Genomic DNA, 26,013 nt, shown 5'->3' with positions numbered 1-26,013 from the left:
TCTTTACGATACCCTTAATTTTTAGATTGCTTTGCGATTAGCCAGTGTTACGCATACCTGCGGCGATACCTGCGATTGTAATCATTAAGGCTTGTTCTACATCTTGGTTTGGTTTTTCTGGGTTTTGACGTAAACGGCTTAGCAATTCCACTTGGAGTAAGTTGAGTGGATCGGTGTACACGTTACGTAAGGCAATGGATTCCGCAATCCAAGGCAAGTCAGACATCAGTTGTTGACCTTTGCCAGAAAGTGCCAATACGGTTTTAATATCTTCAGCGAGTTGTTCGCGTAAAGATTGACCAAGATACCACAGCTCTTTTTTCACTAAACGTTGATCATAATGTTCAGACAACCATAAATCTGTTTTACTGAACACCATTTCTAACATGCCGATACGCGTATTAAAGAACGGCCATGCGTGGCACATTTCTTCAATTGTGGCTTTTGCTTCGGCATTTTTCATCACTTGACGTAATGATGCTCCCGCACCAAGCCAAGCTGGTAACATTAAGCGGTTTTGCATCCATGCGAAAATCCATGGAATTGCACGCAAACTTTCTACGCCGCCATTTGGGTTACGTTTAGCTGGGCGAGAGCCGAGTGGCAATTTAGACAATTCTTGCTCTGGTGTTGCGCTGCGGAAATACGGCACAAAGTCTTTATCGCCACGCACAACATTGCGGTAAATATCGCAAGATGAACGAGAAAGCTCATCCATCACAGTGCGCCAACTGGCTTTTGGTTCTGGCGGTGGTAATAAATTCGCTTCTAAAATGGCGCTGGCATATAAATCTAAGGTTTCGACTGCCACGGCAGGCAAGCCGAGTTTAAAGCGGATCATTTCCCCTTGTTCAGTCACGCGTAAGCCATTTTTCAACGAGCGTGGCGGTTGAGATAATAATGCCGCATGAGCTGGTGCACCGCCACGACCTACTGTACCGCCACGTCCGTGGAATAAGGTTAATTCAATGCCTAATTTTTCGCAGAGTTTAACTAGGTTTTCTTGCCCACGATATTGCGCCCAAGATGCTGCCATCATGCCCGCATCTTTCGCACTGTCTGAATAGCCAATCATCACCATTTGTTTATTGTTGATAACGCCACGATACCAGCCAACATTAAAGAGTTGTGTCATCACTTCTTCTGACGCGTCTAAGTCATCAAGGGTTTCAAACAATGGCACAACAGGCAAATGATATGGCACACCAGCTTCTTTCAACAATAAATGCACGGCTAATACATCAGAAGCCGTACGCGCCATAGAAATGATATAGCAAGAGAACGTTCCCTCAGGCTGTTTTGCGATCACACGGCAAGTATCTAAAATTTCTTGCGTTTCTGCTGACGGAACCCAATCGCGCGGCACTAATGGGCGGCGTGAGTTTAGTTCGCGAATTAAGAACGCTTGTTTGTCATCTTCTGTCCAGCTTGAATAATCGCCCAAACCGATATAGCGTGTGATTTCAGCAATGGCATCGGAATGACGAGTGCTTTCTTGGCGAATATCTAAGCGAGAGAAAGCCACACCAAAGCAACGGATACGACGCAAGGTGTCTAATAATAAGCCGTTTGCAATAATCCGCATCCCACAAGCGGTTAAGGATTGATAGCTATCGTAAAGCGGTTCCCACAAATCTTCATCTTGGGTAATGATTTCTTCTTTAGTGTGTTTAGGCAAACGATCGGCTAATAAATCATCATAATAATCAAGCGTATTTTTTAATTTAGTGCGTAAACCTTTCATCACATGGCGATAAGGCTCTGAACGCTCACCATATTTTTCACGGAATTGGGCGGTACAATCTGTAATGGAAAGCTCATCGACTAAATTTTGAATATCGCTTAAGAATAAATCAGCTGCTTTCCAACGTGCGAGTTGGAGAACTTGCGCGGTTACTTTAGCGGTAACAAACGGGTTGCCGTCACGATCTCCCCCCATCCAAGAAGAAAAACGCACAGGCGTGAGATCAAGTGGTAATTCATAGCCAAAATGCTCCACCGCATGATCGTTTAACTGACGTAAAAAGGTTGGCACAGCTTCCCAAAGGCTGTTTTCGATCATCGCAAAGCCCCATTTTGCTTCTTCAAATGGCGTTGGGCGTTGGGTACGAATTTCATTGGTGTGCCAAGCTTGCGCGATCAATTGTAACAAACGGCGTTCGATAGTATGACGTTCAATTGCAGTTAAATCGCTATGTTCGAGTTTGCTTAAACATTTATTGATTTCCACTTGTTTATGCACAAGCGAACGGCGAGTGACTTCGGTAGGGTGCGCAGTTAGCACCAATTCCACCAACAATTTTTCTATGGTTTGGACAATTTGTTCACGCGGCACATTTTGTTCTTTTAAGCGTTTAAATAAGGACTGAATCGAACGTTCTTGCGCGGTTTTGTCTTGATGATGGCGCGAAATTGTTTGATATTGTTCCGCCACATTCGTTAAGTTTAAAAATTGGTTAAACGCGCGGGCAACAGGAATAATATTTTCAGTAGAAATATTGGAAAGAAGTGATAAAAGTTCGCTACGCGCTTTATCATCACCACTGCGAGAATTGCGCGATAATACACGAATATTTTCAATTAACTCGAGAATATCGCTCCCTTGCGCTTCACTGATTGTTTCGCCTAAAAAATGCCCCAGCATATTGATGTTATTTCGCATCGCTGAATATTCTTGTTCTTGTGTCATATAAACCTCGCTGTAATTTTAATTCTGCTATTGATATAACCAAAATTCGTTATGAATTGCAAACGGAAATCACAAAAAAAATAAAAATTTGCATTTTTCTTGTTTTAGATCGTGTTTTTATAAAATTAAAGTCTTATTTTTGGATAATATCTAACAAATATTGCACTATGCAAGAAAATTATCAAAAATTTGACCGCACTTTTGAGCCCATTTAACTATTCACGGAAACCTTTAACTCACGTTCATTTTTAGTCGCAAAAGAAGCGATATTTCGTTATAATCGACCGCACTTTTGAGCTTATCTATGGGAATGAAATCAGTGAAACTTCGTGCAAATAACAAAGTGCTAGATTTGTCGCAGCCACAAATTATGGGGATTTTAAACTTTACCCCCGATTCATTTTCTGACAGTGGTCAATTTTTTAATTTAGATGCTGCCTTATTTCACGTTGAAAAAATGCTGCGTGAAGGTGCAACAATTATTGATATTGGTGGCGAGTCCACACGCCCAATGGCAGATGAAGTGAGCGAACAAGAAGAGCTTGAGCGAGTAGTGCCGTTGGTGGAGGCGGTGAATCAACGTTTTGATTGCTGGATTTCGGTGGATACGTCAAAAGCCGCGGTGATGGAAGAAAGCGCTAAGGTGGGTATGGATATCATTAATGATATTCGTGCTTTGCAAGAACCGAATGCCTTAGAAACCGCCGTAAAATTAGCACTTCCAACTTGTATTATGCATATGCAAGGGCAACCGAGAACGATGCAAGCCAATCCGCAATATGATGATGTGGTGAATGATGTGCTCGAATTTTTACAAAAACGCACCGCACTTTGCCTGCAAGCGGGAATGGCGCGTGATAATATCATTTGGGATGTGGGTTTTGGCTTTGGCAAAACGGTGCAACATAACTATAAATTATTGCAACAAACCGCGCGTTTTGCCGTGGAAGGCTATCCTGTGTTGGCGGGGCTTTCACGCAAATCAATGATTGGTGCCGTATTGGATAAACCCGTAGAACAACGAATGGTGGGCAGTGCCACAGGGGCATTACTTGCCGCAATGAATGGTGCCACTATTTTGCGTGTGCACGATGTGGCAGAAACCGCCGATGCATTGAAAATTTGGCAAGCGATGTTAAACGCTTAATTAATTTGGCAAATCTGTTTGCCTGTTAAACGAACAATTAGTTAGAAAGCGTGAACAAATCTGTTCACGCAATAAATTAAGGATAAAAAAATGGCTGAACGTAAATATTTTGGTACTGATGGTGTGCGTGGAAAAGTCGGTGAATTTCCGATTACCCCCGAGTTTGCCCTTAAATTAGGTTGGGCGGCTGGCAAAGTGTTGGCGACACAAGGTTCAAAAAAAGTATTAATTGGTAAAGATACGCGTATTTCGGGCTACATGCTGGAATCTGCGTTAGAAGCAGGGCTCGCCGCAGCGGGTTTATCGGCGGCATTTGTTGGACCAATGCCGACACCTGCGGTGGCTTATTTAACCCGTGCATTTCGTGCCGAAGCGGGCGTTGTGATTTCAGCTTCTCATAACCCTTATTATGACAATGGCATCAAATTCTTTTCAGCAGAAGGCACAAAATTACCTGATGAAGTCGAAGAAGCCATTGAAGCGATGCTTGAGCAGCCTATGGATTGCGTGGAATCCGCAGCATTAGGTAAAGCGAGCCGTATTAATGACGCGGCAGGGCGTTATATTGAATTTTGTAAAAGCACTTTCCCAACGCATTTAAGTTTAGACGGATACAAAATTGTGGTGGATTGCGCTCATGGGGCAACATACCATATTGCCCCTAGTGTGATGCGCGAGTTAGGTGCGGAAGTCATTGAAATTGGTACAGAACCAGACGGTTTAAATATCAATGAAAAATGTGGTGCAACAGATATTAAAGCCTTGCAAGCAAAAGTCTTAGAAGTCAAAGCAGATGTGGGTTTGGCTTATGACGGTGATGGCGACCGCATTATGATGGTTGATCACTTGGGTAATAAAATTGATGGCGACCAAATTCTGTATATCATTGCACGCGAAGCATTGCGTTCAGGCAATTTAAAAGGCGGTGTTGTGGGAACATTAATGAGCAATATGAGCCTAGAAATTGCCCTAAAACAGCTTGGCATTCCATTCTTGCGTGCCAATGTGGGCGACCGCTATGTCTTAGAGAAAATGCAAGAAAATAACTGGAAATTCGGTGGCGAAAACTCAGGGCATATTATCATTGCAGACAAAAATACCACGGGCGATGGCATTATTGCATCATTAGCTGTATTAACCGCAATGGTTCAGCATAAACTTAGCTTGCATGAATTAGCCACGGCGGTGCAGTTATTCCCACAAGTGTTAATTAATGTGCGTTTCGCTGGCGGGACAAATCCATTAGAAAGCGAGAGTGTGAAATCAGTTGCCGCTGAAGTAGAAAAACGTTTAGCAGGCAAAGGACGCATTTTATTACGCAAATCAGGCACAGAGCCGTTAATTCGTGTGATGGTGGAATGTGAAGATGGTGCCTTAGCGCAACAATGTGCTGAAGAAATTGCTAACGCAGTAAAAGCAAACTAATCGTTCAAATTTGTATCAGTTAGCAAAGTGTGGTCAAATTTTCTCTTGTTTTGAAATAAAAACTCGCTATAATTGACCGCACTTTACACGCATCAGCGTAAATAAAAAATTCATTATGCGACTATAGCTCAGTTGGTTAGAGCACCACCTTGACATGGTGGGGGTCACTGGTTCGAGTCCAGCTAGTCGCACCATATTAGAAAGCCAGACTATACAGTCTGGCTTTTTGCTATTTTAAGATTTCTTATACTAAAAATTGTCGCCAAATTTCGTCAATAAATGACCGCACTTCTGCAAATTCTTCAGCTTCTACAATTGAAGGTAGCCCTAATAGGTTTAGATGATGAATGTGGTTGCGTAGGCTGGTATAACAGGCTTTTAAACGTTCTGCGGTGTCATATTCAATCACATTATTGCTCGCCATAACATCAAAAATTCGCACGTTATCAGACCAATAGGCGAGATCAGGATTTTGTGGTGCGTTGGCAAGCACTAGATATTGGGCGATAAATTCAATATCGGTAATGCCGCCGTGATCAGTTTTGATGTCGAATTTTTCGCTATGTGGATTTGCCAGATGTTGATACATTTTCTCACGCATTTCACGCACATCAGTTTTTAATTGTTTTAAATCTCGTGGGGTTGCTAGGATTCCTTGGCGTAATTGTTCATAGCTTTGGCGCAGACGCGCAGAGCCATACACCGCACGGCTGCGCACTAGCGCTTGTTTTTCCCATGTCCAAGCTTCGTTAAGTTGATATTGCTCAAATGCTTGGATTGAGCTGCATAATATGCCTGCTTCCCCAGAAGGGCGTAAACGCATATCCACTTCATAGAGAATACCCGCGCTGGTATTCATGCTGAAAATACTGATGATTTTCTGCGTAAGGCGCAGATAAAATTGATGGGTATCAATTTGTTTTTTTCCGCCCACCGTCCAACTATCTGCTGCTTCATATAAGCAAACTAAATCTAAATCAGATTTATAGCCCAATTCAATGCCGCCTAATTTCCCATAACTGATCACCAAAAAACCTTTTTCATTGGCTTGCAGATGTTCGGGGACGCCAAAACGCGCGGTAACTTGTTGCCAAGCTAAATTAACCACTGCATTAATCATGGCTTCAGCAAGATAAGTGAGGTGATCGCTGACTTTCATCACGGGGAGAGCGCCAAGAATATCGGCTGCCGCAACACGGAGCAAGATCGTTTGTTTAAATTGGCGCAGTGCGTTGATATATTGCTCTTCATCGTCATCGGGCAAACGCAACAGATATTGTTGCAGTTCATCCGCATATTGGGTAAATGGCGGCGGATTGAACAGCGGTTTGCTGTATATGAGTTCATCAAGCAAAATAGGGTGCTGCGCCACTTGTTCTGCGATCATCTGCGATTGCGCGCAGAGTTCCATTAATAGGCTAAGCACTTGGGGATTTTCGAATAACAGCTCTAAATAGGTAGTGCGCGACACAATTTTTTCAATGATGTTTAGCATGCGTGGCAAAAGCTGACGATATTGTGCGTGCGCAAAAATTTTTGCAAATAAATTCGGCATTAATTGCGCAAGCACATCACGCCCACGCGCACCAATAGAGCGATTAGCAAGTGTATTGCGGAATTGTGATAACAGGTGATCAATGTCATCGAGTTCTTCATCGCTTACGCCCATTTTACTGATTGCGAAGAGTAAATCTTCATGATTGAAATCAGAATCCAAAAAATCAGCCCATTCACTGTCTTCATGATTTTCTTCCGTTTCATTATCATCGCCAATTAATGCGTTGAAAACTGACCGCACTTTTTGCTGATGCATTTGTAGCATCGCATAAAACTCATCCCAGTTGGCAATATTGTAATGGATCGTAACGGGCTGATGATTTTCGTCCCATTGCGTAAATGTTGCCATAGCAGAAACCAAACGCTGGCGATCGAGTTCATCCGTGGGTAAAAGCTGGGTTTGTTTATCATTAATCGCTTGCAGCACATTTTCTGTGCGGCGCAAAAATAAATAGGCATTTTGTAGATCTTGCCGCTGTTCTGCGCTGATTAACTGCAAATGCGCAATTTCGGGGAGTAACTTTAATAATTCGTGCTGCTGTAATTTAGCTTCTCGTCCACCACGAATCAGCTGGAATACCTGCACAATAAATTCCACTTCACGAATACCGCCTGCACCTAATTTGATGTTATCCACTAATCCGCGGCGGCGAACCTCACGCTCAATTTTTCCTTTCATATCACGCAATGATTGAATCACACTGAAATCAATATAACGGCGATAAACAAAAGGGCGGAGCATTTGATGCAGCGTTTTTACGTGAGGATCATCGGATTGCGCGCCGAGAATGCGCCCTTTGATCATCGCATAGCGTTCCCAATCTCGCCCTTGCTCTTGATAATAGGTTTCCATTGCCGCAAAACTCAATGCCAGTGCGCCATTATCACCAAATGGGCGCAAACGCATATCTGTGCGATATACAAACCCGTCAGAGGTGAATTGGTCTAGGGCATTGATTAAACGTTGACCAAGGCGAGTGAAGAATTTTTGATTATTGACACAGCGCCGTGCGCCCACGGTTTCGCCATTATGCGGATAGGTAAAAATGAGATCAATATCTGATGAAAAATTGAGTTCAAAGCCCCCTAATTTTCCCATGCCTAAAATATACAGTTGCTGTGGTGTGCCATTTTCATCGACAGGTGTGCCCATTTCTTGGCAGGCTTGTTGATAGAGCCAATCACGGGCAGCAATAATTAAACTTTCCGCGAGCTGAGATAAACGAATAAAAATTTCTTCAACGGTTCCCAAATTTAAACTTTGACAAATGCTTAATTTGGCGATTTCACGATTGCGAAATTGGCGTAAAGCTTGATTGAGCAGTTCTTCATTTTCAACATGATAAAGTAGCGAGCCAAGTTTTGTACTATAATTTTCGCAATCAGTAATATTCGGTAAATTAAGCCAACATTCCGCCAAAAAGTGCGGTTGTTTTCTAAAAACATCGGTGACAAAGTCCGACATAGCGATACTTTGCAAAATCGCAGATGAATTTGGATTGGCAGTTTGAAAGCCTGCTGAAAATTGTTCAGGAAATTGCTCACAGAGCAGATTGGCAAGCTGATTCAGCGTATCTTCAAATTGCGCGGTAGGAAGTGGCATTTTTCGTCCTTTATCGTATTGAGCGGCGGGAGATGATGCGCTTATGATACAAAAAAGTGCGGTGAAATTCGACCGCACTTTTGCCGTTTTTATGATTTTATGATGAATTATAAAGTTGCTGCTTTCATCGTTTTCACAAATGCGGCTAATTCATCAAGACATTTTGCATGATTATCAAGATTAGCCTCAATAATTTTTACGGTTGCCGAACCCGAAATCGCCCCCGCAACGCCCATATTTAAGGCATCTTTCACCTGTTGAGGCTGCGCGATACCAAAACCTTGCAGAATTGGCGGCGCATTGTGCGCTTTAAGGCGTTCCACCAAATTATCCAAGTTAGCGGCATGACTTTGATTTTCAGCGCTGGTGACACCCGCGCGTGAAACTAAATAGGTATAACCTTCAGAGTGTTCAGCCACGCCTTGAATTGTGCTTTCATCCGCATTCGGCGGGCAAATAAAGACGGGCTGAATGCCGTATTTTTTCGCTGCTTGAACATAAGGTTCGCAAGCCAATAGGGGAATGTCGGCGACTAACACGGCATCCACGCCCACTTCCGCACAACGCTGATAAAATCCATCTAATGTTTGCGCATAAATCAAATTAGCGCAAAGCAGCAGGCTGATAGGAATTTCTGGATATTTTGACCGCACTTTTTCCAATAATTTAAAGCTTTCAGCGATGCTGCAACGGGCTTGCAAGGCACGATTATTGGCTGCTTGGATAACAGGGCCGTCTAATAGCGGATCAGAAAAGGGAAAACCTAATTCCAAAGCGTCTGCACCGTTATCGACCAAAGTACAAATGATGTCAAATGAACGTTCAAGATCGGGATCGCATAATGTCACGAATGGCACAAAAGCCCCTTGTTTTTTTGCTGCTAATTGAGCAAATACTGTTTCAAAACGAGCCATTAGAGCATACCTCTTTCAGTGAAAATTTTATCTACCGTGAAAATATCTTTATCACCACGACCAGATAAATTCACCACCAATAATTGTTCTTTTTCGGGATTTTGTTTCGCCATTTTTAAAGCGTGCGCAAGCGCGTGAGAACTTTCAAGCGCAGGAATAATGCCTTCGTGCTGCGCCAACTCTTTAAACGCATTAAGCGCTTCATCATCAGTAATGCTAGGATATTCCGCACGACCTATTGCGTTTAAATAGGCATGTTGTGGCCCCACAGAAGGAAAATCTAAGCCCGCAGAAATACTATAAGATTCTTCAATTTGCCCATCTTCTGTTTGCATAATAGGCGATTTCATACCAAAGTAAATACCAGCTTTGCCATGACCAAGCGGCGCGCCATGCTCGCCTGTTTCGATGCCTTTGCCCGCAGGTTCAATACCAATTAGGCGGACGGATTGTTCCTCAATAAAATCTGCAAACATCCCAATCGCATTTGAACCACCGCCAACACAGGCAATCACCGCATCGGGTAAACGACCTTCTCGCTCTAAAATTTGGCGTTTGGTTTCTTCACCGATCATTTTTTGGAATTCGCACACAATGGTTGGGAATGGATGCGGGCCTGCTGCGGTGCCGATTAAATAATGGGTATTATCATAATTTGCTGCCCAGTCACGCATCGCCTCACAGCAGGCATCTTTTAATGAGCAAGAGCCTTTTTTTACGGGAACAACTTCCGCGCCCATTAAACGCATTCGGAAAACATTAGGTGATTGGCGTTCTACATCTTTTGCCCCCATATAAATACGACAAGGCATACCTAACATTGCACAAGCAAGCGCCGTGGCGACACCATGTTGCCCTGCACCTGTTTCCGCAATAATACGCGATTTTCCCATACGTTTTGCTAGCAAAATTTGCCCTAAAACTTGGTTCGTTTTATGTGCGCCACCGTGCAATAAATCTTCACGTTTTAAATAAAGCTTGGTTTTTGTGCCTCGGGTGAGATTGCGACACAGCGTAAGTGCGGTTGGGCGGCCTGCGTAGTTTTTGAGTAAATCTAAAAATTCGGCTTGAAATTCAGGATCTTCTTTGGCTTCCACAAAGGCTTGTTCTAACTGTTTTAATACAGGAATCAGAATTTCGGGGACATACATCCCGCCAAATTCCCCAAAATAAGGGTTTAAAATTGTATTCGTCATAGTATTTCCTCAATATGATATTTATGTGAATTATACTATTAAACTAGTACATAAATGTAAAGTGATTTTTTAACTAAACATTTAAAAATGTTGAAAGAGTAGGAGTTGGCGAAATTTAAAGGAAAGAATGTGTAAACGATGTGAATGAGAGAATGCATAAGAAAAAGCAAAAAGTGCGGTCAAATTCACCGCACTTTTGGTTTAAAAATCAATGATTTGTTTAAAGGTGGCGGCAATTTTTTGCTGATCCTTTATACCTGCGGCAGATTCCACGCCAGAGTTGAGATCTAAGCCACGACAATGTTGTTGCAATGCCTGTTGCACGTTGTCTGGGCTGATGCCACCTGCGAGCAAAATTTGGCTTTTGAGTTCAGTTGGGATTTTTGACCAATCAAAGGTTTTCCCTGTTCCCCCTTGCTGGTTACCTATTTTGCTATCTAACACATAGCGATTTACGGCAGAAAATTGCGGAATTTCCACCGCACTTTCTGTGTTGACATCCACAGAAATGGCTTTCCAAATCTGAATTGGCGGTGGTAGTTTGGCACGAAGTGCGCTGATAAATTCAGCCGTTTCTGCGCCATGTAATTGCACTGCGTAAAGATTTAATTGACTGGCGATTTTCACAATAAAATCAATGTCCTGATTTTGAAAAACGCCGACAAAGCGCAATGGGGCTGTGGTTACTAGCTCTTGCGCTTGGCGTAAAGAAACACAACGTTTTGATTTTTCAACGAAAATTAATCCGCCATAAAGCGCACCATTGTCATATACCGCTTGCACATCTTGTGGACGTGTTAAACCGCAGACTTTGTTTTCCCCAAAAATCACCGCACGCACGGCATTGTTTAAATCCTCACTTCCCATCAAACTTGACCCGATTAAAAAGGCATGCACATGGCTTTTTAATTGTTGTACTTCTTGATGAGAATAAATACCTGATTCACTAACAATAATGCGATCAGCGGGGATTTGTTGTGCCAATGGTGGGGTTTGGCCAAGATCGACCGTTAAATCATGCAAATTGCGATTATTGATACCGATAACTTTCGCCTCTAAGGCAATAGCGCGTTCAAGTTCTTGCTGATTTGAGGTTTCCGTGAGCACGCCCATTTCCAATTCGTGCGCAAGTGCGGACAAATTTTGATAAGTTTCATCATCTAACACAGAAAGCATTAATAAAATCGCATCTGCTTGATGATAGCGTGCCAAATACACCTGATATTCACTGATCATAAAATCTTTGCAAAGCACAGGGCAGGTGACAATGTCACGCACTTGTTTAATATAGGCAAAATCCCCTTGGAAATATTTTTCATCAGTCAGCACCGAAACGGCTGTCGCATAATGTTTATAGATTTGCGCGATGGACTTCGGATCGAATTGTTCACGAATGAGCCCTTTTGACGGCGAAGCTTTTTTACATTCCAAAATAAACGCAGGGCGTTGGTGCGTGCCTTTCGCCAAGGCATCATAAAAACTGCGGTCAGATTTTGTGATATTTTGCTTAAATTCGCTTAAAGGAAAAGCCTGTGATTGGGCTTTCACCCACTCAATTTTATCGAGCACAATTTTTTGCAAGATAGTCGGTTTGTCTTTTAAATTATTCATATTTTTATCATTAATATGTGGTTAGTTGTTCTAAAGTCGCAAAGGCTTTGCCCGAGGCAAGTTGCTCTAATACTTGTTGTGCATTTTGTTTCAGATCTTCATAACCAAATAATTTCATGAGCAGCGCGGTATTCATCGCAACCGCTTGGTTATGTTCCGCTTTGCCTTTGCCTTGCAAAAGTGCGGTCAAAATTTTAGCATTTTCTTGAGGCTCGCCACCACGTAGGCTTTCTAGCGGTTTAGCCTCAAAGCCGAAATCTTTTGGGGTCAGGCTGTAATATTCAATTTTGCCATCGCGTAATTCTGCCACTTTTGTTTCGCCGTGAATGGCGACTTCATCAAGCCCACAACCATGCACAACAATGCTATGCTCGTGTTGCAGATTGGCATTGGTTTCGGCATAAGGTTTTAATAATTCTGGACGATACACCCCCAATAATTGGCGTTTCGGGTTCGCTGGGTTAATCAATGGGCCTAAAATATTAAAAATGGTTCGTGTTTTTAACGCTTGGCGCACAGGTGCCGCATATTTAAAGCCCGTGTGATATTTTTGTGCAAAGATAAAGGCGAGCCCAATCTCATCTAAGGCTTTGCGTGCGCTTTCTGCTGACATATTAATGTTCACATTCAAGCACGTTAATAAATCGCTTGCCCCAGTTTTACTGGATACGCTGCGGTTTCCGTGTTTAGCAATTTTTAAGCCAAGGCTCGCACCGACAATGGCTGAAACGGTAGAAATATTGATTGTGTTAGCGCCATCACCACCTGTTCCTACAATATCTGCAAAGGCATAATCAGGAGCAGGGAAAGGTTCTGCGGCGTTTAAAAGTGCGGTCACCGCGCCTGTAATTTCTTCAATGGTTTCCCCTTTTAGTTTTAATGCGATCAGTGCCGCCGCTAATTGTTCATTGGATAATTTTCCATTAACAATGGCGTGGAATAAATGGCTAGATTGCTCTTGAGTGAGGGATTGCCCCTCAAAAAGTGATGAAAGAATGTGTTCAGTTTGCATATTATTGTCCTTTTCTTATTTGGTGCGATTAACTTTTGTGCGATTAACGATGAATATCGTAGGCTAAATCATTGGCTTCATCGCCCGTCATTCCACGAAATCCCCAGCAATGAGAAGGTTGTTCCTTGATGGTAATTTCCACATCAATAGGGGAAAGCCCAATTCGTTGTTCTAGTTCACAAAACAGCGTTTTTATTAGCCGTTTTTTGGTTTCTTCTGTCCGCCCTTGCATTAAATTAATTTCAATCACGGTGAAATTTTCACTGCGCCCTTCGGGATAGTAAAAATCTTCAGGCTCTAGCCCAATAAAGCGCAAAGCATGTTTTCTTGCGGGAATGCCTAGCTGTAAATGCAAACAATCAAAAATTGCTTGCATAATGGCAGCTTTGCGAGATATTAAAGGCTGTTTGAGCCCATAAACGATGATCATTTATTTCTTCCTATCCTGTGTTTGCTTATCTTTTTAATAACCAATTAATGGAATTTTCTAATAATTTAGAGCCTTGCACCGTTAAAATGCTTTCTGGGTGAAATTGAAAGCCACAAATGGGCAAGGTTTCGTGGCGAATCGCCATAATGATATTGTTGTAATGCGCGTTGGCGATTAATTCATCTGGTAAATTTTGCCCCATTAACGAATGATAGCGTGCAACTGGCATCGGGTTTTGCAAGCCTTGGAACATAGCTTGTTCATCATGAGTGATTTTAGAAACCTTGCCATGCAAAACTTCCCCCGCATGAACCACCTTGCCCCCAAAGCTCTCAATCAGCGCTTGATGGCCTAAACAAATGCCAATAATGGGTACTTCATTTTTCACACGTTCAATCAAGGCTAACATATTTCCTGCTTGCGCAGGGGTGCCTGGACCGGGTGAAAGGGCGAGAATATGATTAGGCTGGCGACAGCATTTCGCTAAAAAATCGAGATCACAATCATTGCGATAAATTTTCACCGAATGCCCAAGCGTGCGAAATTGATCGACTAAATTGTAGGTAAAGGAGTCAAAATTGTCTAAAAAGATGATGGTTGCCATTTTTTACTCCTTATTTGAACGATTGATTTGCATAATGGCGTTTAAGACAGCGCGGGCTTTGTGTCGTGTTTCATCCGCTTCCATTTGCGGATCGGAATCTAACACTTCACCGCAGCCCGCTTGAACATAAGCGATACCATTTTGCACAAAGGCAGAGCGAATGACGATACAGGTATCAAAATTGCCGTCTGAAGAGAGATAGCCTACCGCGCCGCCATAACTATGTCGTTTTTGTTTTTCAAATTGATAAATAAGCTGCATCGCCTTGATTTTTGGCGCGCCAGTCAGTGTTCCCATATTCATACAGGCTTGGTAGGCGTGTAGCGCGTCAAGTTCTGTGCGCAGTTTGCCCACTACACGAGAAACCAAATGCATAATATGAGAATAGCGATCCACTTGCATTAAATCTTTTACTTGGCGCGTGCCACTTTCACAAACGCGTGCGATGTCATTGCGCGCGAGATCCACTAACATTAAATGTTCCGCCAATTCTTTGTGGTCAAGACGCATTTCGAGTTCTAAACGCGCGTCCAGCTCAGGATCAATATTGCCATTGGCATCAAAACCACGAGGGCGCGAGCCGGCGATCGGATAAATTTCTAGCTGACGGCTATCCGCACTATATTTCAATGCACTTTCAGGAGACGCGCCAAACAGGGTAAATTCGTCATCTTGCATATAAAACATATAGGGACTTGGGTTATTCACTTTTAGTTGACGATAAGTTGCCAGCGTATTCGGGCAAGGTATGCTAAAACGGCGTGACGGCACAATTTGGAACACATCGCCTATATAAATATGCTGTTTAAGTGCGGTGATAATTTGTTTAAATTTATCATCATCGTGATTTGGCACCACTTCCGTGCTGGCAGGCACAATAGCGGGTAAAGGCTTGAGATTTTGTAAATCTTGCTCAATTTTGACCGCACTTTGTTGCAAATTTTGCTTTTCTTGGCTCGTAAAACAGAAGGTTTGTAGCGTTGCCTGTTGGGTAGGGTGATCTAAACGCAGCAAATTTTCTGCTAGGTAGAACACATAATCGGGGCAGCTGAGTCCGTCATCTTGCAACGCAATGTCTTTCATCGGAATAAAATTGGCGACCAAATCATAGGCAAATAATCCGCCTAAGAAAATCGGTGTTTGGCTGTGAGCATAAAGATTATTCACTTGGCGCAAACCTTCAAAAATCGTTGCGGCTTGCAATTTACTGTCTTCATCAAGGTTTTGGTCAAGCTGAGAAAATTGCGCTTGCAAGGTTGTATCATTTAATTTTGTTAAGGTTGCTAAACCCTGTAACTTTTCTTCTAAATGAGATAAAACCGCTTTGCCATTATTCGTTAATGCTAAAAATGTGACGAATTGACTTGTACAAGTAATTTTCACTGCGGCATTAACAATAAGCAGACTTTTTAAACTGTTTTTACTGGAGATTTCAGCACTTTCCAACAAAAGGCTATTTGATGTCGCAGGGCAGAGCGTGGTAAATACAGCGCTTAAATCACTTTGATAGCGCACATCACGTTGAAAAACTTGAATATAAGGTTGAAACATAGTAAATCCTTAATCTTGAATATTTTGCACTATTAAACTAGTGCATTAAATTTTTGTCAAGTAAAGAAATAAAAATTTTTCGATTATCATCATCGGTCAAGAGAAAGTGCGGTCAGTTTTTGCATGATTTTAGAAAAAAGAGTATGATTCGTGCCTATTTTTGCAAGTGAATATGAAATGAAAGCATTAGAAATTTCTAAATTAACAAAATCTTATAAAAATGGTGTGCAAGCGTTGCATGGCATTGATTTAGTTGTCGAAGAGGGGGATTTTTATGCCTTGCTCGGACATAATGGCGCAGGTAAATCCACAACCATTGGCATTATCAGTTCGTTGGTGAATAAAACCAGCGGTTCGGTGAAAGTGTTTGGTTATGATTTGGATCAAAATCAGTCGGCATTAAAGCAACACATTGGTTTGGTGCCACAAGAATTTAATTTTAACCAATTTGAAAAAGTACAAGACATTCTGACAAACCAAGCGGGCTATTACGGTATTCCCCATAAAGAAGCCCTAGTTAGTGCAGAAAAATGGCTAAAAAAATTGGATTTATGGGAAAAACGAGATCAACAAGCAATGCGCTTATCTGGCGGAATGAAACGCCGTTTAATGATTGCGCGCGCCTTAATGCATAACCCTAAGTTATTGATTTTAGACGAACCCACCGCTGGGGTAGATATTGAATTGCGCCGTTCTATGTGGATTTTCTTGCAAGAACTCAATGCGCAAGGCACAACCATTATTTTAACCACCCATTACCTTGAAGAAGCAGAGATGTTGTGCCGTCATATTGGCATTATTCAGCAGGGGAGATTAGTGGTGAATATGCCAATGAAAGATTTGCTTGCGAAGCTTGAAACAGAAACCTTTATTCTTGATGTGAAAAATGCTGAGACGTTGTCACAAATTGAAGATTATCCGTTACGCAAAATTGATGACAATTCTATTGAAGTAGAAATTCATCGTTCCCTTGGGCTAAATTCGTTATTTACTCAATTAACCGCGCAAGGCGTGCAAGTGGTGAGTATGCGCAATAAAGCCAATCGTTTAGAAGAATTATTTGTGAGTATGTCGCTTAACAAGCCAGTGGGAGAAACAAAATGAGATTATCTTGGGTAGCATTTTCGACCATTTTACACAAAGAAATTCGCCGTTTTACACGCATTTGGCTGCAAACTCTCGTTCCCCCTGTGATCACAATGACATTATATTTTGTCATCTTCGGGCAATTAATTGGCAGCCGCATTGGTGAAATGAGCGGTTTTAGCTATATGCAATTTATTGTGCCAGGGTTGATCATGATGTCGTCACTGACCAATTCGTTTACAAATGTGGCGTCTTCTTTTTACAGCACAAAATTCGCGCGAAATGTGGAAGAACTCTTAATTTCACCAACTTCGCCGCATGTGATTATTTTAGGTTATATGGCAGGGGGAATGGCGCGCGGTTTATGCGTGGGGGTGTTAGTTACCATTGTTTCGCTCTTGTTTGTTTCCTTTGATATTCATTCTTGGCTTGTCATTTTTGTGACGTTGTTACTTACTACCGCCACCTTTGCTTTAGCAGGATTAATCAACGCTGTTTTTGCTCGTTCATTTGATGATATTAGCATTATTCCTACCTTTGTATTAACGCCATTAACCTATCTTGGTGGGGTATTTTATTCCATTTCTTTATTGCCCCCATTCTGGCAGGTTGTGTCTAAGCTCAACCCAATCGTCTACATGATTAACGGTTTTCGTTATGGTTTTTTAGGTATTAGTGATGTCAGTTTAGGCTACACCTTCACAGTGTTGCTAATTTTTATTTTAGGCTTGTATAGCTTTTCCTATTATTTAATTAGTCGTGGTATAGGATTGCGTAGCTAATCGCATACAGCCTAAAAAGTGCGGTCAAATTTTGAGAAATTTTTGAAGAGTTTTAAAGAGAAAAGGAGAGGACAATGTGGTCTGAAATTTTAGTGGGATATGGGATTTTTATTTTAGAGATCTTGACGATTTTACTCATTATTGGCGCAATAATTTTTGCCATCATCGCCTTAAAACAAAAGAAAAATGCTATTCATGGCGAATTAGAGCTGACGGATTTAGCTAAAGAATTTGAAGAGAATAGCAAAAAAGTGCGAGATTTCTATCTCACCGAAGATGAACTTAAAACACAGGAAAAAGCCGAGAAAAAAGCAGAAAAAGCCAAAGCGAAAGAACAAATGGCGAAACGTAAAAGTGGTGAGCTGCTAGAAAAAGAAATTAAGCCAACGCTTTATGTGCTTGATTTTAAAGGCGATGTTCAAGCCTCGGCAACTGGGGCATTACGCGAAGAAATTAGCACCATTTTATCTGTCGCAAAACCCGAAGATGAAGTGCTGTTGCGCTTAGAAAGCCCTGGTGGTGTCGTACATGGTTATGGATTAGCCGCTTCACAATTGGCGCGTTTAAAACAACATGGTATTAAATTGACTGTGGCTGTTGATAAAGTGGCGGCAAGTGGTGGTTATATGATGGCTTGTGTTGCGGATAAAATTGTATCAGCACCCTTTGCGATTATTGGATCTGTTGGTGTTGTTGCTCAAGTGCCGAATATTCATCGTTTGTTGAAAAAACATGATGTGGATGTTGATGTGATGACGGCAGGGGAATTTAAACGCACGGTGACGGTTTTAGGCGAAAATACCGAAAAAGGGAAACAAAAATTCCAGCAAGAATTAGAAGAAACACACGAATTATTCAAACAATTTGTGGCGCAAAATCGACCGCACTTAGACGTGAACCAAATTGCCACTGGGGAGCATTGGTTTGGGCAACAGGCTTTAAATCTAAAATTAGTGGATGAAATTGAGACAAGTGATGATTTGATTTTACAAGCAATAAAAGAGAAATCTGTGCTTGCCGTGCATTACAAACAGAAAAAATCGATACTACAAAAATTGGGAAAACAAGCAGAAGAAAGTGCGGATAATATTGTTTTAAATTGGACAAAATTTAACCCTAGAACTTATTTTTAGAAAATCCTTTGCTCTCTTTACAATATTTGACAAAAATATGCCTCGAGTAAGACCGTTTTAAATTTACTTTTTAATCGGCTACGATTAATATACCGCCTTAATGAAATTAGAGTTTCATTGCTTTGATAAGCGAATGTTGTCTCGTTAACGCTGATTTGAGCGATTTTTAATTTAAAAGGTAAGAGAAAATGAAATTATCAAACTTTGTATTCACTGCTGCCGCTGCATTTACTTTAGCTGCATGTGGTAACTTAAGTCATGTAACCGATGAAGGAACACCGGCGGGTAATACACCTGAAGAAGCAGTTCAGAATTTAGTATGGCCGAAAGTGGAAGATAATACATTTAACCATGATGGTACACAATTTGGTACATGGCCAAACTGGGATAATGTTCGTATGATCGAACGCGGGATGAGTAAAGATCAAATTCGTCATTTAATTGGTAACCCTCAGTTCCAAGAAGGCTTATTCGGCGTGCGTGAATTTGATTATGTCTTCAATTATCGTGAAAATGGCGAACACAAAATTTGCCAATATAAAGTGTTATTTGACAAAGATATGCAAGCACAAAGTTTCTTCTGGTATCCAAATGGTTGTAATGGTAACGCTGGTTTTAACTTAAGTGGTGATTTCTTATTTGATTTTAACCAAGCCACATTAACAGCAAAAGGTCAAGGCGTTGTTGATAATGTTGCAGAACAATTGAAAAAAGTTGAGTCAAAATCAGTTAAAGTAGCGGGTTATACTGACCGTCTTGGTTCTGAATCTTATAACTTAAAATTATCACAACAACGTGCAGATGCTGTAAAAACGCGTTTAATTCAAAAAGGTGTAACAGCTGATATTTCTGCTGTGGGTTATGGTAAAGCAAACCAAGTTGTAGCTTGTACAGGGGAAACAGGTCAAGCATTGCGTGATTGTTTACGTCCAAATCGTCGCGTAGAAATTAGTGCTTCAGGAACTAAACAAATTGACAGCTCTATTGGCGGTTCAACAGGTCCAACGCCACTTTATAAAAAATAATAAATTTGTTAAATAATAATAAAAGGGCTTTATGATCTGAAGCCCAAAAGTTGGACAGTTTAATCTAAGTGTTTAAGGACTGAATTCTGTATGTAACAGGCTCCAGTCCTTTTAATTTAGTTTGAATTCGAATAAGCAATTAATCATGCAGAACCTGTTCAAGTTGTGCGATATCCTCAAACTGCCTGCTTATAATACTCCTTCTCTTTTAATCATCGCCAAAAACTTTCCACCGCACTTACATCTTCCTATTCATTGTCATTAAAGTGTCATAATTGCTGCCTATACTATCTCTCGTTACTTTAGCATTAGCACATATTTTAGGAGAAACAAATCGATGAAAAAGAACTGTTTAGCATTATTGATAGGCGCGATATTACCGCTTTGTAGTATGGCACAAAATGTTGTTTATCCCATTGATCGAGCTACAATGATGGAGGGGAGTAAATTTGATTTTAAAGTCGAATTTGATGAAGTTATTAAACCTGAGCAAGCAAAGATCTTAATTAATGGCAAAGATTTTAAAGAATTGCTTGGTAATAACGTCGAATTTGTTGAAAAAGAAGATGGTAAGGATGTATCTGCCCTATGGGTACGAGATACCAGTATTGCACAAGCAGGCGATTATAAGGTAGATGTCACAGTCAATGGAAAACAAACTGAAGTCAATTGGAGTGTATATGCTACCCCTGATGTGCGTAAAGCTAAGAATGTTATTCTATTTATTGGTGATGGTTTATCTGTTGCTCATCGAACAGGCGCAAGACTGCTTTCTAAAGGCATTAATGAAGGGAAAGCGACGGGGCGTTTAGCCATGGATACTTTACCTTATATGGGATTGATTGGTACATCAAGTACCGATTCTATTGCAACAGATAGTGCAAATACAGCGAGTGCTTATATGGCAGGTCATAAATCTGCAGTCAATGCATTAGGTGTGTATGCGAGCCGTTCTGAAGATAATTTTAATCACCCAAAACAAGAAACTATCGGAGAATTACTAAAACGCCGCACAAAAATGTCAGTAGGTATCGTTTCTGATGCGGAACTACAAGATGCAACACCAGCAGCGGTTGTTGCTCATACTCGCCGCCGTGCAGAAAAAGCAGCAATTACCGAGATGTTATATAACGTTGGTCCTGATGTAATGTTAGGCGGTGGTTCTGCTTACTTTTTACCAAAAAGCACGCCGGGTTCTAAGCGTAAAGATGATAAGAATTTTCTTGAGGCTTTCCAAAATGCAGGATATCAGTTAGTCACTAATGCAACGGAACTCAATGCCGTAGATAGTACCAAAACACAAAAATTATTAGGGCTATTTCACACAGGTAATCTTAACTCAGTATTAGATCGTCGTTTCTTACAAAATGACACAACGAAGAAATTTCCTGATCAACCTGATTTAACGGAAATGACTAAAGTTGCCCTTGATGTATTATCAAAAAATAAAGAGGGTTTCTTCTTAATGGTAGAATCCGCATTAATTGACAAAGCATCTCATCCATTAGACTGGGAGCGAGCTTTCGCGAGTACTATTATGCTTGATCAATCTGTTGAAATAGCCAAGGAATTTGCTAAAACACATCCAGACACATTGGTTATTGTAACTGGTGATCATACTCACGGTATTTCTATTATCGGTACAGTTGATGATGATAAACAGGGAGATATGCGTGAAAAAGTAGGCACCTACCAAAATGCAGGTTGGACAAACTATACTGATGAAAATAAAGATGGTTACCCAGATAGATGGGATGTCAGCAAACGTTTAGCGGTTTTCTTCGCATCATTCCCTGATTACTATGAGACGTTTCGTCCTAAATTAGAGCGTCAATTTGTTCCAGCAATTAAAACAGAGAAAGGTGACTATATTGCGAATGAAGAATATAAATCAGTAGAAGGTGCAATGTTCCGTGAAGGTAACTTACCTCGCTCAGCAGACACAGGAGTTCACGCTGTAGATGATATGCTCATTCAAGCACAAGGACCTGGTGCTGAAGCAATTCACGGCTACATGGAAAACTCCGATTTATTTAAAGTCATTGTTGATACACTTGCGGTGAAATAATAATGAAAACATACTTTGCAAAAATAGTTTCTCTTTTGCAAGTTAGCAGCCTAGCTTTGCTAGGCTGTTTGCTACTCATCACTTCTCCCGCATACTCAAATAATCAGCTTAGTTTTGAACAACTATACGGAAAATATTCAGTAACAGGATTAGAATTTAGCGATAAGGTGAAAGCATTATCAGGTAAAGAAGTTACCATTCAAGGTTTTATGGCTCCACCACTAAAAGTAGAGTCACAGTTTTTCGTTTTAACTAAAGCACCAATGGCAATCTGCCCTTTTTGTTCCAGTGATGCAGATTGGCCAGAGGATATTTTAGTGGTATATCTAAAAAAACGTCAGTCTTTTGTTCAATTTAATACCATTATTGAAGTAAAAGGGATATTAGAACACGGAATGTTTGTAGATCCTGATACGGGATTTGTCAGCATGCTAAGGCTTAGAGAAGCAACGTTCAACTCATTGTAATTGTGGAGAATATTATGAATTTATTTATTGATCAGTTACATATTACCGTTCCAACGCTCTATACGCCTATATTATCTATTCCCAAGTTGTTTATTCCCTCTGCTCAGCAAGTCGCTATACTTGGTCCCTCAGGTTCAGGAAAAACCACTTTATTGAATGCGATTAGTGGATTAATTGATCTCTCTGCTAATCAATTATTATGGGACAATACAGATTTATCACAATTATCAGCAAATAAAAGGGATCAATGGCGGTTTGAACATATCGGTATAGTGATGCAAGATTTTCATTTAACTCAAGGGTTAACCGCATTAGAAAATGTACTGCTGCCTTATTATTTCCTCCACGGTACGAGCCCCAGGGGTGTAAAACAACGGGCTGTTGAATTATTAAAACAAATGAACTTTCAGCGAATAGAGAGTAAAACAGAAGTACTTTCTCGTGGAGAAATGCAACGGGTCTCTATTGCGAGAGCCTTATTAACTCATCCTAATATTATCATTGCAGATGAACCAACTGCCAGTTTAGATGCGGAAAATAGTGAAATGATTACCGCACTTTTAAAAGAACTCGTAGAACAAGCAGGTTGTACCTTGATTATATCTACCCACGATCAACATTTAGCCCAGCAAATGCAACGACGTATTTATTTACAAAACGGACAGATTCAATACGAGAATTAAGCAATGTTCAATATCAAATTATTATGGCTCAATGTGAGTAAAAATAAATTTGGCACATTAATGATTATGTTGCTAACGGGATTGTCTGTGGCATTAAGTGTCACAGTTAATTTACAAGAACGAGCATTTCGTGAAGGCAGTGCTAGAGCTGCTGAGCGTTTTGATTTAGTCATTGGAGGATTAGGTAGCGAAACGCAGTTAGTGCTTTCTACTGTATTCCTGCAACCTTCTCCATTACCTTTAATTGATACTCAAAACCTTACCGCACTTGAAGCAGATTCTCGAGTAAAATGGGTAGCGCCTTTAGCTTTAGGGGATTTTACCAAAGGAATGCCGATCATTGGCACAAGTAAGGTATTTGTTACTGACGGAGGGGAAAAAGAGATACAAGGGCGTTTATTTGAACGCGATTTTGAAGCCGCCGTAGGGGCAAGAACGGGTTACCAGATTGGAGATAAGTTTTCACCAATACATGGACAAGTGGGTGAAAGCGGCTCACATAGCCATAGTGATATTGAATATGAAGTCGTGGGAGTTTTGCCAGAGGATCACAGTATTTGGGATACCGCAATATTAGTTCCTATCGAAACAATATGGGAAGTTCATGCACACCATCAAGAAGGGCAGCAAAGCGGTGAACATACAGAGCTTCATCATCACTCACCTTTTCCTATCAAAACTAAACCAACGCACATTAACCAGATCCCCGAGATGCACGAACATTCCGAATTAGGTGTATCAGCGATTATTGTCAAACCGACAAGTTTTTCAGCAGCTTACCAATTAAGAAGTGAATATCGTAATTCTCAGACACAAGCGTTATTCCCTGCGGAAGTGTTGGTGAAAGTCTATGGTGTATTAGGCGACAGCAAAGAAGTGCTTTCTTGGATTGCAGTGGTAATGCAAATATTGATCGGGATTGCTTTAATGATGATTATTACTCTATATCTCAAGCAACAGCAGAAACAAATTGCCGCGTGGAGAATTTTTGGTGCACCACGTCACAAAATTTTATGGCTAGTTTGGTCGAGTCTATTATTATTGATAACACTTTCAATCATACTTGGTGCTATATTAGGCTATATTGCTACACTTTTAATTTCACAGCATATTAGCTTAAAAAGTGGCTTCGCTTTACCCGTTAGTTTTACTTTGGAAGATGTTTCACAACTTTTCTTAATATTGTCTATCTCTGTGATATTTGCCCTCATTCCTTCATTAATGTTATATGCCCAATCTCCTGTCAAAATATTACAAGAAAGAGATTAAGCACCTTATGCATTTTCTATAAAAAATACTTTAAATGACCTGAATTCCAAAACTCAGATGGTTTAATCTAAGTGTTTAAGGACTGAACTCCGTATACAAAAGGACTCAGCCCTTTTAATTTTAATTTGGATTAGCTCATTATTATAATAAGTAATATAATCATGCAGAGCTTGTTCAAGTTATGTGATATTCTCAACTGCTGACTATGATAATATTCATCTCTTAATTGCCCCAAAACTTTCCATCGCTACATTATCGGATGTTGTGTCGCAATCGCCTTCATTTTCTCAATTAATGCCTTATCCTGTTTCGCCGAATGACTTAAGCAATTGTAAAATGTGCTACGTTTCATTTGAACGATATGAAGCAACCTATCAAGTAGAAAGTCTTTCCTTAACTCACGAATGATTTTTGCCTTTTCTCTATTTTATCTTACTCCGCGAGCTTTCTTAAGTAAGCATTCTCCGCTTCTAAATAGAGACGATGTTCTCATAAGCATTCAAATTCTGTTTGTGGTTCTTTTGTTTTTTCCTCTGTGTTTGCTAGACGATTTCATCGCTTTTCGTCTTATGGATTTATCTTCAAGTCTCTACTGATATTATGCTACCCATTTTTTACAATGGATTTATGAAGAGGAAAATGTTGGCTTGTCTGAGTTATTGATTGGTGGTGTTTGAAGTAAAAATGAATAGCATCAAGTTTGAATATTTCGTTGTATTTGGTTATAAAAAATCTGCACCTTAATTAGTTGGTTAGTTAGTCCAACTTTTGGGGTGCAGATCATGAGACCCTTTTTTAATGCCTAAATTTCATCATTTAAAATTAGCTGAACAAGCTTTCGTGTGAGTGCGACATAATGCCCTTTGAAACGATGGCTAAAATTTAATAAATAATAAAGTTGATAGAGCGGTTTGCGTTCAATATAGTCTTTTTCTAAGGGAAAAGTGCGGTCATAATTTGTATAAAATTCTTCTGGGAAAGGCTCAAATAATTCAGTGAACGCTAAATCGCATTCACGATCTCCCCAATAACAGGCAGGATCATAAGTGATTGTTGTGCCATTTGCTGTCGCACAGTTTTCAATCCAGAGATTGCCGTGGAGTAGTGATGGTTGGGGTTTATGTTTAGCCAGTTTATTCGCCACTTTATCCACTATGGCTTGAATGTCGCCAAATTCAATGCCCTTTTCTTTACAGATTTGTAACTGCCAGCCGATGCGTTGCTCAGAAAAAAATGTCGCCCAATTTTCTTGCCATTCGTTTGGTTGATAAACTGGTCCAAGCCAAGTATCAAAATCTAATCCATAGCGTTCAGGGCCTTGTATTTGGTGAAGTTTGGCTAATGTTTCACCAAATTTAGCCAAGGTTTCTGCCGCATTATCTTGCAAATCTAAATATTCTAATAATAAAAAACTATGATTTTGTGAACAACCAATGCCATAGACACGCGGCACTGCTACTGTATTAGTTTTTGCAAGCAATTCGAGCTGATCGGCTTCTGCGCGAAACATTGAGCGGAAAGATTTTTCATTTGTTTTCACAAACACAGGTTGCAAACCATCATCAATCACCCATGATTCATGCATTTCGCCAGTATGCACTTTGTCTTTCGATTTGATGTTGTAATAGGCACCAAATTGATCAGCTAGCACTTGAGAAACGGATTTCCACATAATTGCCCCCTAATATGCGTGATTTAAGATTAACTTGATATTAGCGGATCTTTTGTGAATAATCTGTGACGAAGTTCAAATTTTCAATG

Annotated in this window: 20 protein-coding genes and 1 tRNA gene; 11 read left to right on the top strand and 10 right to left on the bottom strand. The window is 40.7% G+C overall.

What is annotated here, in order from left to right; translation table 11 throughout:
* Nucleotides 1–37: 37 nt before the first annotated feature.
* The gene (gene ppc / locus C8D76_RS06535; RefSeq protein ID WP_116631985.1) at nucleotides 38–2,689 is read right to left on the bottom strand and encodes a phosphoenolpyruvate carboxylase; all 2,652 of its coding nucleotides are present in this window, start codon (nucleotides 2,687–2,689) and stop codon (nucleotides 38–40) included.
* A 319-nt stretch (nucleotides 2,690–3,008) separates the two neighbouring features.
* Here ppc and folP point away from each other — a divergent pair, with 319 nt between their 5' ends.
* From folP to C8D76_RS06520, 3 genes are all read left to right on the top strand, one after another.
* Complete coding sequence (gene folP, locus C8D76_RS06530; RefSeq protein ID WP_116632022.1) at nucleotides 3,009–3,836, top strand: dihydropteroate synthase; 828 nt, start codon at nucleotides 3,009–3,011, stop codon at nucleotides 3,834–3,836.
* 90 nt (nucleotides 3,837–3,926) lie between these two features.
* Nucleotides 3,927–5,261: a phosphoglucosamine mutase gene (gene glmM, locus C8D76_RS06525; protein WP_116631984.1), complete on the top strand. Its 1,335-nt coding sequence runs from the start codon at nucleotides 3,927–3,929 to the stop codon at nucleotides 5,259–5,261.
* 117 nt (nucleotides 5,262–5,378) lie between these two features.
* Nucleotides 5,379–5,455: transfer RNA gene (locus C8D76_RS06520), tRNA-Val, on the top strand.
* A gap of 50 nt (nucleotides 5,456–5,505) precedes the next feature.
* Here the strand turns inward: C8D76_RS06520 and glnE are convergent.
* The 8 genes from glnE to trpE all read right to left on the bottom strand — a co-directional run bounded on the left by glnE (nucleotide 5,506) and on the right by trpE (nucleotide 15,739).
* A complete protein-coding gene (gene glnE, locus C8D76_RS06515) occupies nucleotides 5,506–8,421 on the bottom strand; it encodes a bifunctional [glutamate--ammonia ligase]-adenylyl-L-tyrosine phosphorylase/[glutamate--ammonia-ligase] adenylyltransferase (protein ID WP_116631983.1) in 2,916 nt (971 codons plus the stop codon).
* 107 nt (nucleotides 8,422–8,528) lie between these two features.
* The gene (trpA, locus tag C8D76_RS06510) at nucleotides 8,529–9,335 is read right to left on the bottom strand and encodes a tryptophan synthase subunit alpha (protein ID WP_116631982.1); all 807 of its coding nucleotides are present in this window, start codon (nucleotides 9,333–9,335) and stop codon (nucleotides 8,529–8,531) included.
* Nucleotides 9,335–10,531, bottom strand: a complete 1,197-nt coding sequence (gene trpB, locus C8D76_RS06505) for a tryptophan synthase subunit beta (RefSeq protein ID WP_116631981.1) — start codon at nucleotides 10,529–10,531, stop codon at nucleotides 9,335–9,337. Before trpB ends, trpA begins: the two co-directional genes overlap by 1 nt.
* Nucleotides 10,532–10,732: 201 nt before the next feature.
* A complete protein-coding gene (gene trpCF / locus C8D76_RS06500; protein WP_116631980.1) occupies nucleotides 10,733–12,142 on the bottom strand; it encodes a bifunctional indole-3-glycerol-phosphate synthase TrpC/phosphoribosylanthranilate isomerase TrpF in 1,410 nt (469 codons plus the stop codon).
* A 10-nt stretch (nucleotides 12,143–12,152) separates the two neighbouring features.
* On the bottom strand, nucleotides 12,153–13,154 hold the full coding sequence (trpD, locus tag C8D76_RS06495; RefSeq protein ID WP_116631979.1) for an anthranilate phosphoribosyltransferase: 1,002 nt from the start codon (nucleotides 13,152–13,154) through the stop codon (nucleotides 12,153–12,155).
* 43 nt (nucleotides 13,155–13,197) lie between these two features.
* Nucleotides 13,198–13,584, bottom strand: coding sequence for a tautomerase family protein (locus C8D76_RS06490; protein ID WP_116631978.1), 387 nt, complete (start codon nucleotides 13,582–13,584; stop codon nucleotides 13,198–13,200).
* A 25-nt stretch (nucleotides 13,585–13,609) separates the two neighbouring features.
* A complete protein-coding gene (locus C8D76_RS06485) occupies nucleotides 13,610–14,188 on the bottom strand; it encodes an aminodeoxychorismate/anthranilate synthase component II (RefSeq protein ID WP_116631977.1) in 579 nt (192 codons plus the stop codon).
* Nucleotides 14,189–14,191: 3 nt separating this feature from the next.
* Entirely contained in the window at nucleotides 14,192–15,739 is a 1,548-nt protein-coding gene (gene trpE, locus C8D76_RS06480; RefSeq protein WP_116631976.1) for an anthranilate synthase component I, read from the bottom strand.
* A gap of 177 nt (nucleotides 15,740–15,916) precedes the next feature.
* On the opposite strand from trpE, the gene C8D76_RS06475 reads away from it, so the two are divergent.
* From C8D76_RS06475 to C8D76_RS06440, 8 genes are all read left to right on the top strand, one after another.
* Entirely contained in the window at nucleotides 15,917–16,843 is a 927-nt protein-coding gene (locus C8D76_RS06475; protein WP_116632021.1) for an ABC transporter ATP-binding protein, read from the top strand.
* The gene (locus tag C8D76_RS06470; RefSeq protein ID WP_116631975.1) at nucleotides 16,840–17,607 is read left to right on the top strand and encodes an ABC transporter permease; all 768 of its coding nucleotides are present in this window, start codon (nucleotides 16,840–16,842) and stop codon (nucleotides 17,605–17,607) included. The genes C8D76_RS06475 and C8D76_RS06470 overlap by 4 nt, the downstream gene beginning before the upstream one ends.
* Before the next feature lie 74 nt (nucleotides 17,608–17,681).
* Nucleotides 17,682–18,740: a protease SohB gene (gene sohB, locus C8D76_RS06465; RefSeq protein WP_116631974.1), complete on the top strand. Its 1,059-nt coding sequence runs from the start codon at nucleotides 17,682–17,684 to the stop codon at nucleotides 18,738–18,740.
* Nucleotides 18,741–18,928: 188 nt separating this feature from the next.
* Nucleotides 18,929–19,765 carry an OmpA family protein gene (locus tag C8D76_RS06460; RefSeq protein WP_116631973.1) on the top strand — a complete coding sequence of 279 codons (837 nt, stop codon included), beginning with the start codon at nucleotides 18,929–18,931 and terminating at the stop codon, nucleotides 19,763–19,765.
* A gap of 337 nt (nucleotides 19,766–20,102) precedes the next feature.
* Complete coding sequence (locus tag C8D76_RS06455) at nucleotides 20,103–21,833, top strand: alkaline phosphatase (RefSeq protein WP_116631972.1); 1,731 nt, start codon at nucleotides 20,103–20,105, stop codon at nucleotides 21,831–21,833.
* Between the two features lie 2 nt (nucleotides 21,834–21,835).
* Nucleotides 21,836–22,300, top strand: a complete 465-nt coding sequence (locus C8D76_RS06450; RefSeq protein ID WP_243405826.1) for a hypothetical protein — start codon at nucleotides 21,836–21,838, stop codon at nucleotides 22,298–22,300.
* A gap of 14 nt (nucleotides 22,301–22,314) precedes the next feature.
* Complete coding sequence (locus C8D76_RS06445) at nucleotides 22,315–22,983, top strand: ABC transporter ATP-binding protein (protein ID WP_116631971.1); 669 nt, start codon at nucleotides 22,315–22,317, stop codon at nucleotides 22,981–22,983.
* A gap of 3 nt (nucleotides 22,984–22,986) precedes the next feature.
* Nucleotides 22,987–24,252 (top strand): FtsX-like permease family protein, encoded by a 1,266-nt coding sequence (locus tag C8D76_RS06440; protein ID WP_116631970.1) that lies wholly within the window; start codon nucleotides 22,987–22,989, stop codon nucleotides 24,250–24,252.
* A gap of 802 nt (nucleotides 24,253–25,054) precedes the next feature.
* Here C8D76_RS06440 and C8D76_RS06435 read toward each other — a convergent pair.
* Nucleotides 25,055–25,924, bottom strand: a complete 870-nt coding sequence (locus tag C8D76_RS06435) for a fructosamine kinase family protein (RefSeq protein WP_116631969.1) — start codon at nucleotides 25,922–25,924, stop codon at nucleotides 25,055–25,057.
* Nucleotides 25,925–26,013: the final 89 nt, after the last annotated feature.

This window comes from Alitibacter langaaensis DSM 22999 (genome assembly GCF_003096995.1).
Lineage (GTDB): Bacteria > Pseudomonadota > Gammaproteobacteria > Enterobacterales > Pasteurellaceae > Exercitatus > Exercitatus langaaensis.
Note: the sequence above shows the minus strand (reverse complement) of the source record. Positions and strands in the feature narration are given on the sequence as shown.

Coding starts and splice junctions, on each gene's coding strand:
- trpE (WP_116631976.1), bottom strand. CDS start 15,739: ATGTTTCAACCTTATATTCAAGTTTTTCAACGTGATGTGCGCTATCAA.
- C8D76_RS06455 (WP_116631972.1), top strand. CDS start 20,103: ATGAAAAAGAACTGTTTAGCATTATTGATAGGCGCGATATTACCGCTT.
- sohB (WP_116631974.1), top strand. CDS start 17,682: ATGTGGTCTGAAATTTTAGTGGGATATGGGATTTTTATTTTAGAGATC.
- trpB (WP_116631981.1), bottom strand. CDS start 10,531: ATGACGAATACAATTTTAAACCCTTATTTTGGGGAATTTGGCGGGATG.
- C8D76_RS06450 (WP_243405826.1), top strand. CDS start 21,836: ATGAAAACATACTTTGCAAAAATAGTTTCTCTTTTGCAAGTTAGCAGC.
- trpD (WP_116631979.1), bottom strand. CDS start 13,154: ATGCAAACTGAACACATTCTTTCATCACTTTTTGAGGGGCAATCCCTC.
- trpA (WP_116631982.1), bottom strand. CDS start 9,335: ATGGCTCGTTTTGAAACAGTATTTGCTCAATTAGCAGCAAAAAAACAA.
- C8D76_RS06460 (WP_116631973.1), top strand. CDS start 18,929: ATGAAATTATCAAACTTTGTATTCACTGCTGCCGCTGCATTTACTTTA.
- glnE (WP_116631983.1), bottom strand. CDS start 8,421: ATGCCACTTCCTACCGCGCAATTTGAAGATACGCTGAATCAGCTTGCC.
- C8D76_RS06445 (WP_116631971.1), top strand. CDS start 22,315: ATGAATTTATTTATTGATCAGTTACATATTACCGTTCCAACGCTCTAT.
- glmM (WP_116631984.1), top strand. CDS start 3,927: ATGGCTGAACGTAAATATTTTGGTACTGATGGTGTGCGTGGAAAAGTC.
- C8D76_RS06475 (WP_116632021.1), top strand. CDS start 15,917: ATGAAAGCATTAGAAATTTCTAAATTAACAAAATCTTATAAAAATGGT.
- C8D76_RS06490 (WP_116631978.1), bottom strand. CDS start 13,584: ATGATCATCGTTTATGGGCTCAAACAGCCTTTAATATCTCGCAAAGCT.
- C8D76_RS06440 (WP_116631970.1), top strand. CDS start 22,987: ATGTTCAATATCAAATTATTATGGCTCAATGTGAGTAAAAATAAATTT.
- C8D76_RS06470 (WP_116631975.1), top strand. CDS start 16,840: ATGAGATTATCTTGGGTAGCATTTTCGACCATTTTACACAAAGAAATT.
- C8D76_RS06485 (WP_116631977.1), bottom strand. CDS start 14,188: ATGGCAACCATCATCTTTTTAGACAATTTTGACTCCTTTACCTACAAT.
- trpCF (WP_116631980.1), bottom strand. CDS start 12,142: ATGAATAATTTAAAAGACAAACCGACTATCTTGCAAAAAATTGTGCTC.
- ppc (WP_116631985.1), bottom strand. CDS start 2,689: ATGACACAAGAACAAGAATATTCAGCGATGCGAAATAACATCAATATG.
- C8D76_RS06435 (WP_116631969.1), bottom strand. CDS start 25,924: ATGTGGAAATCCGTTTCTCAAGTGCTAGCTGATCAATTTGGTGCCTAT.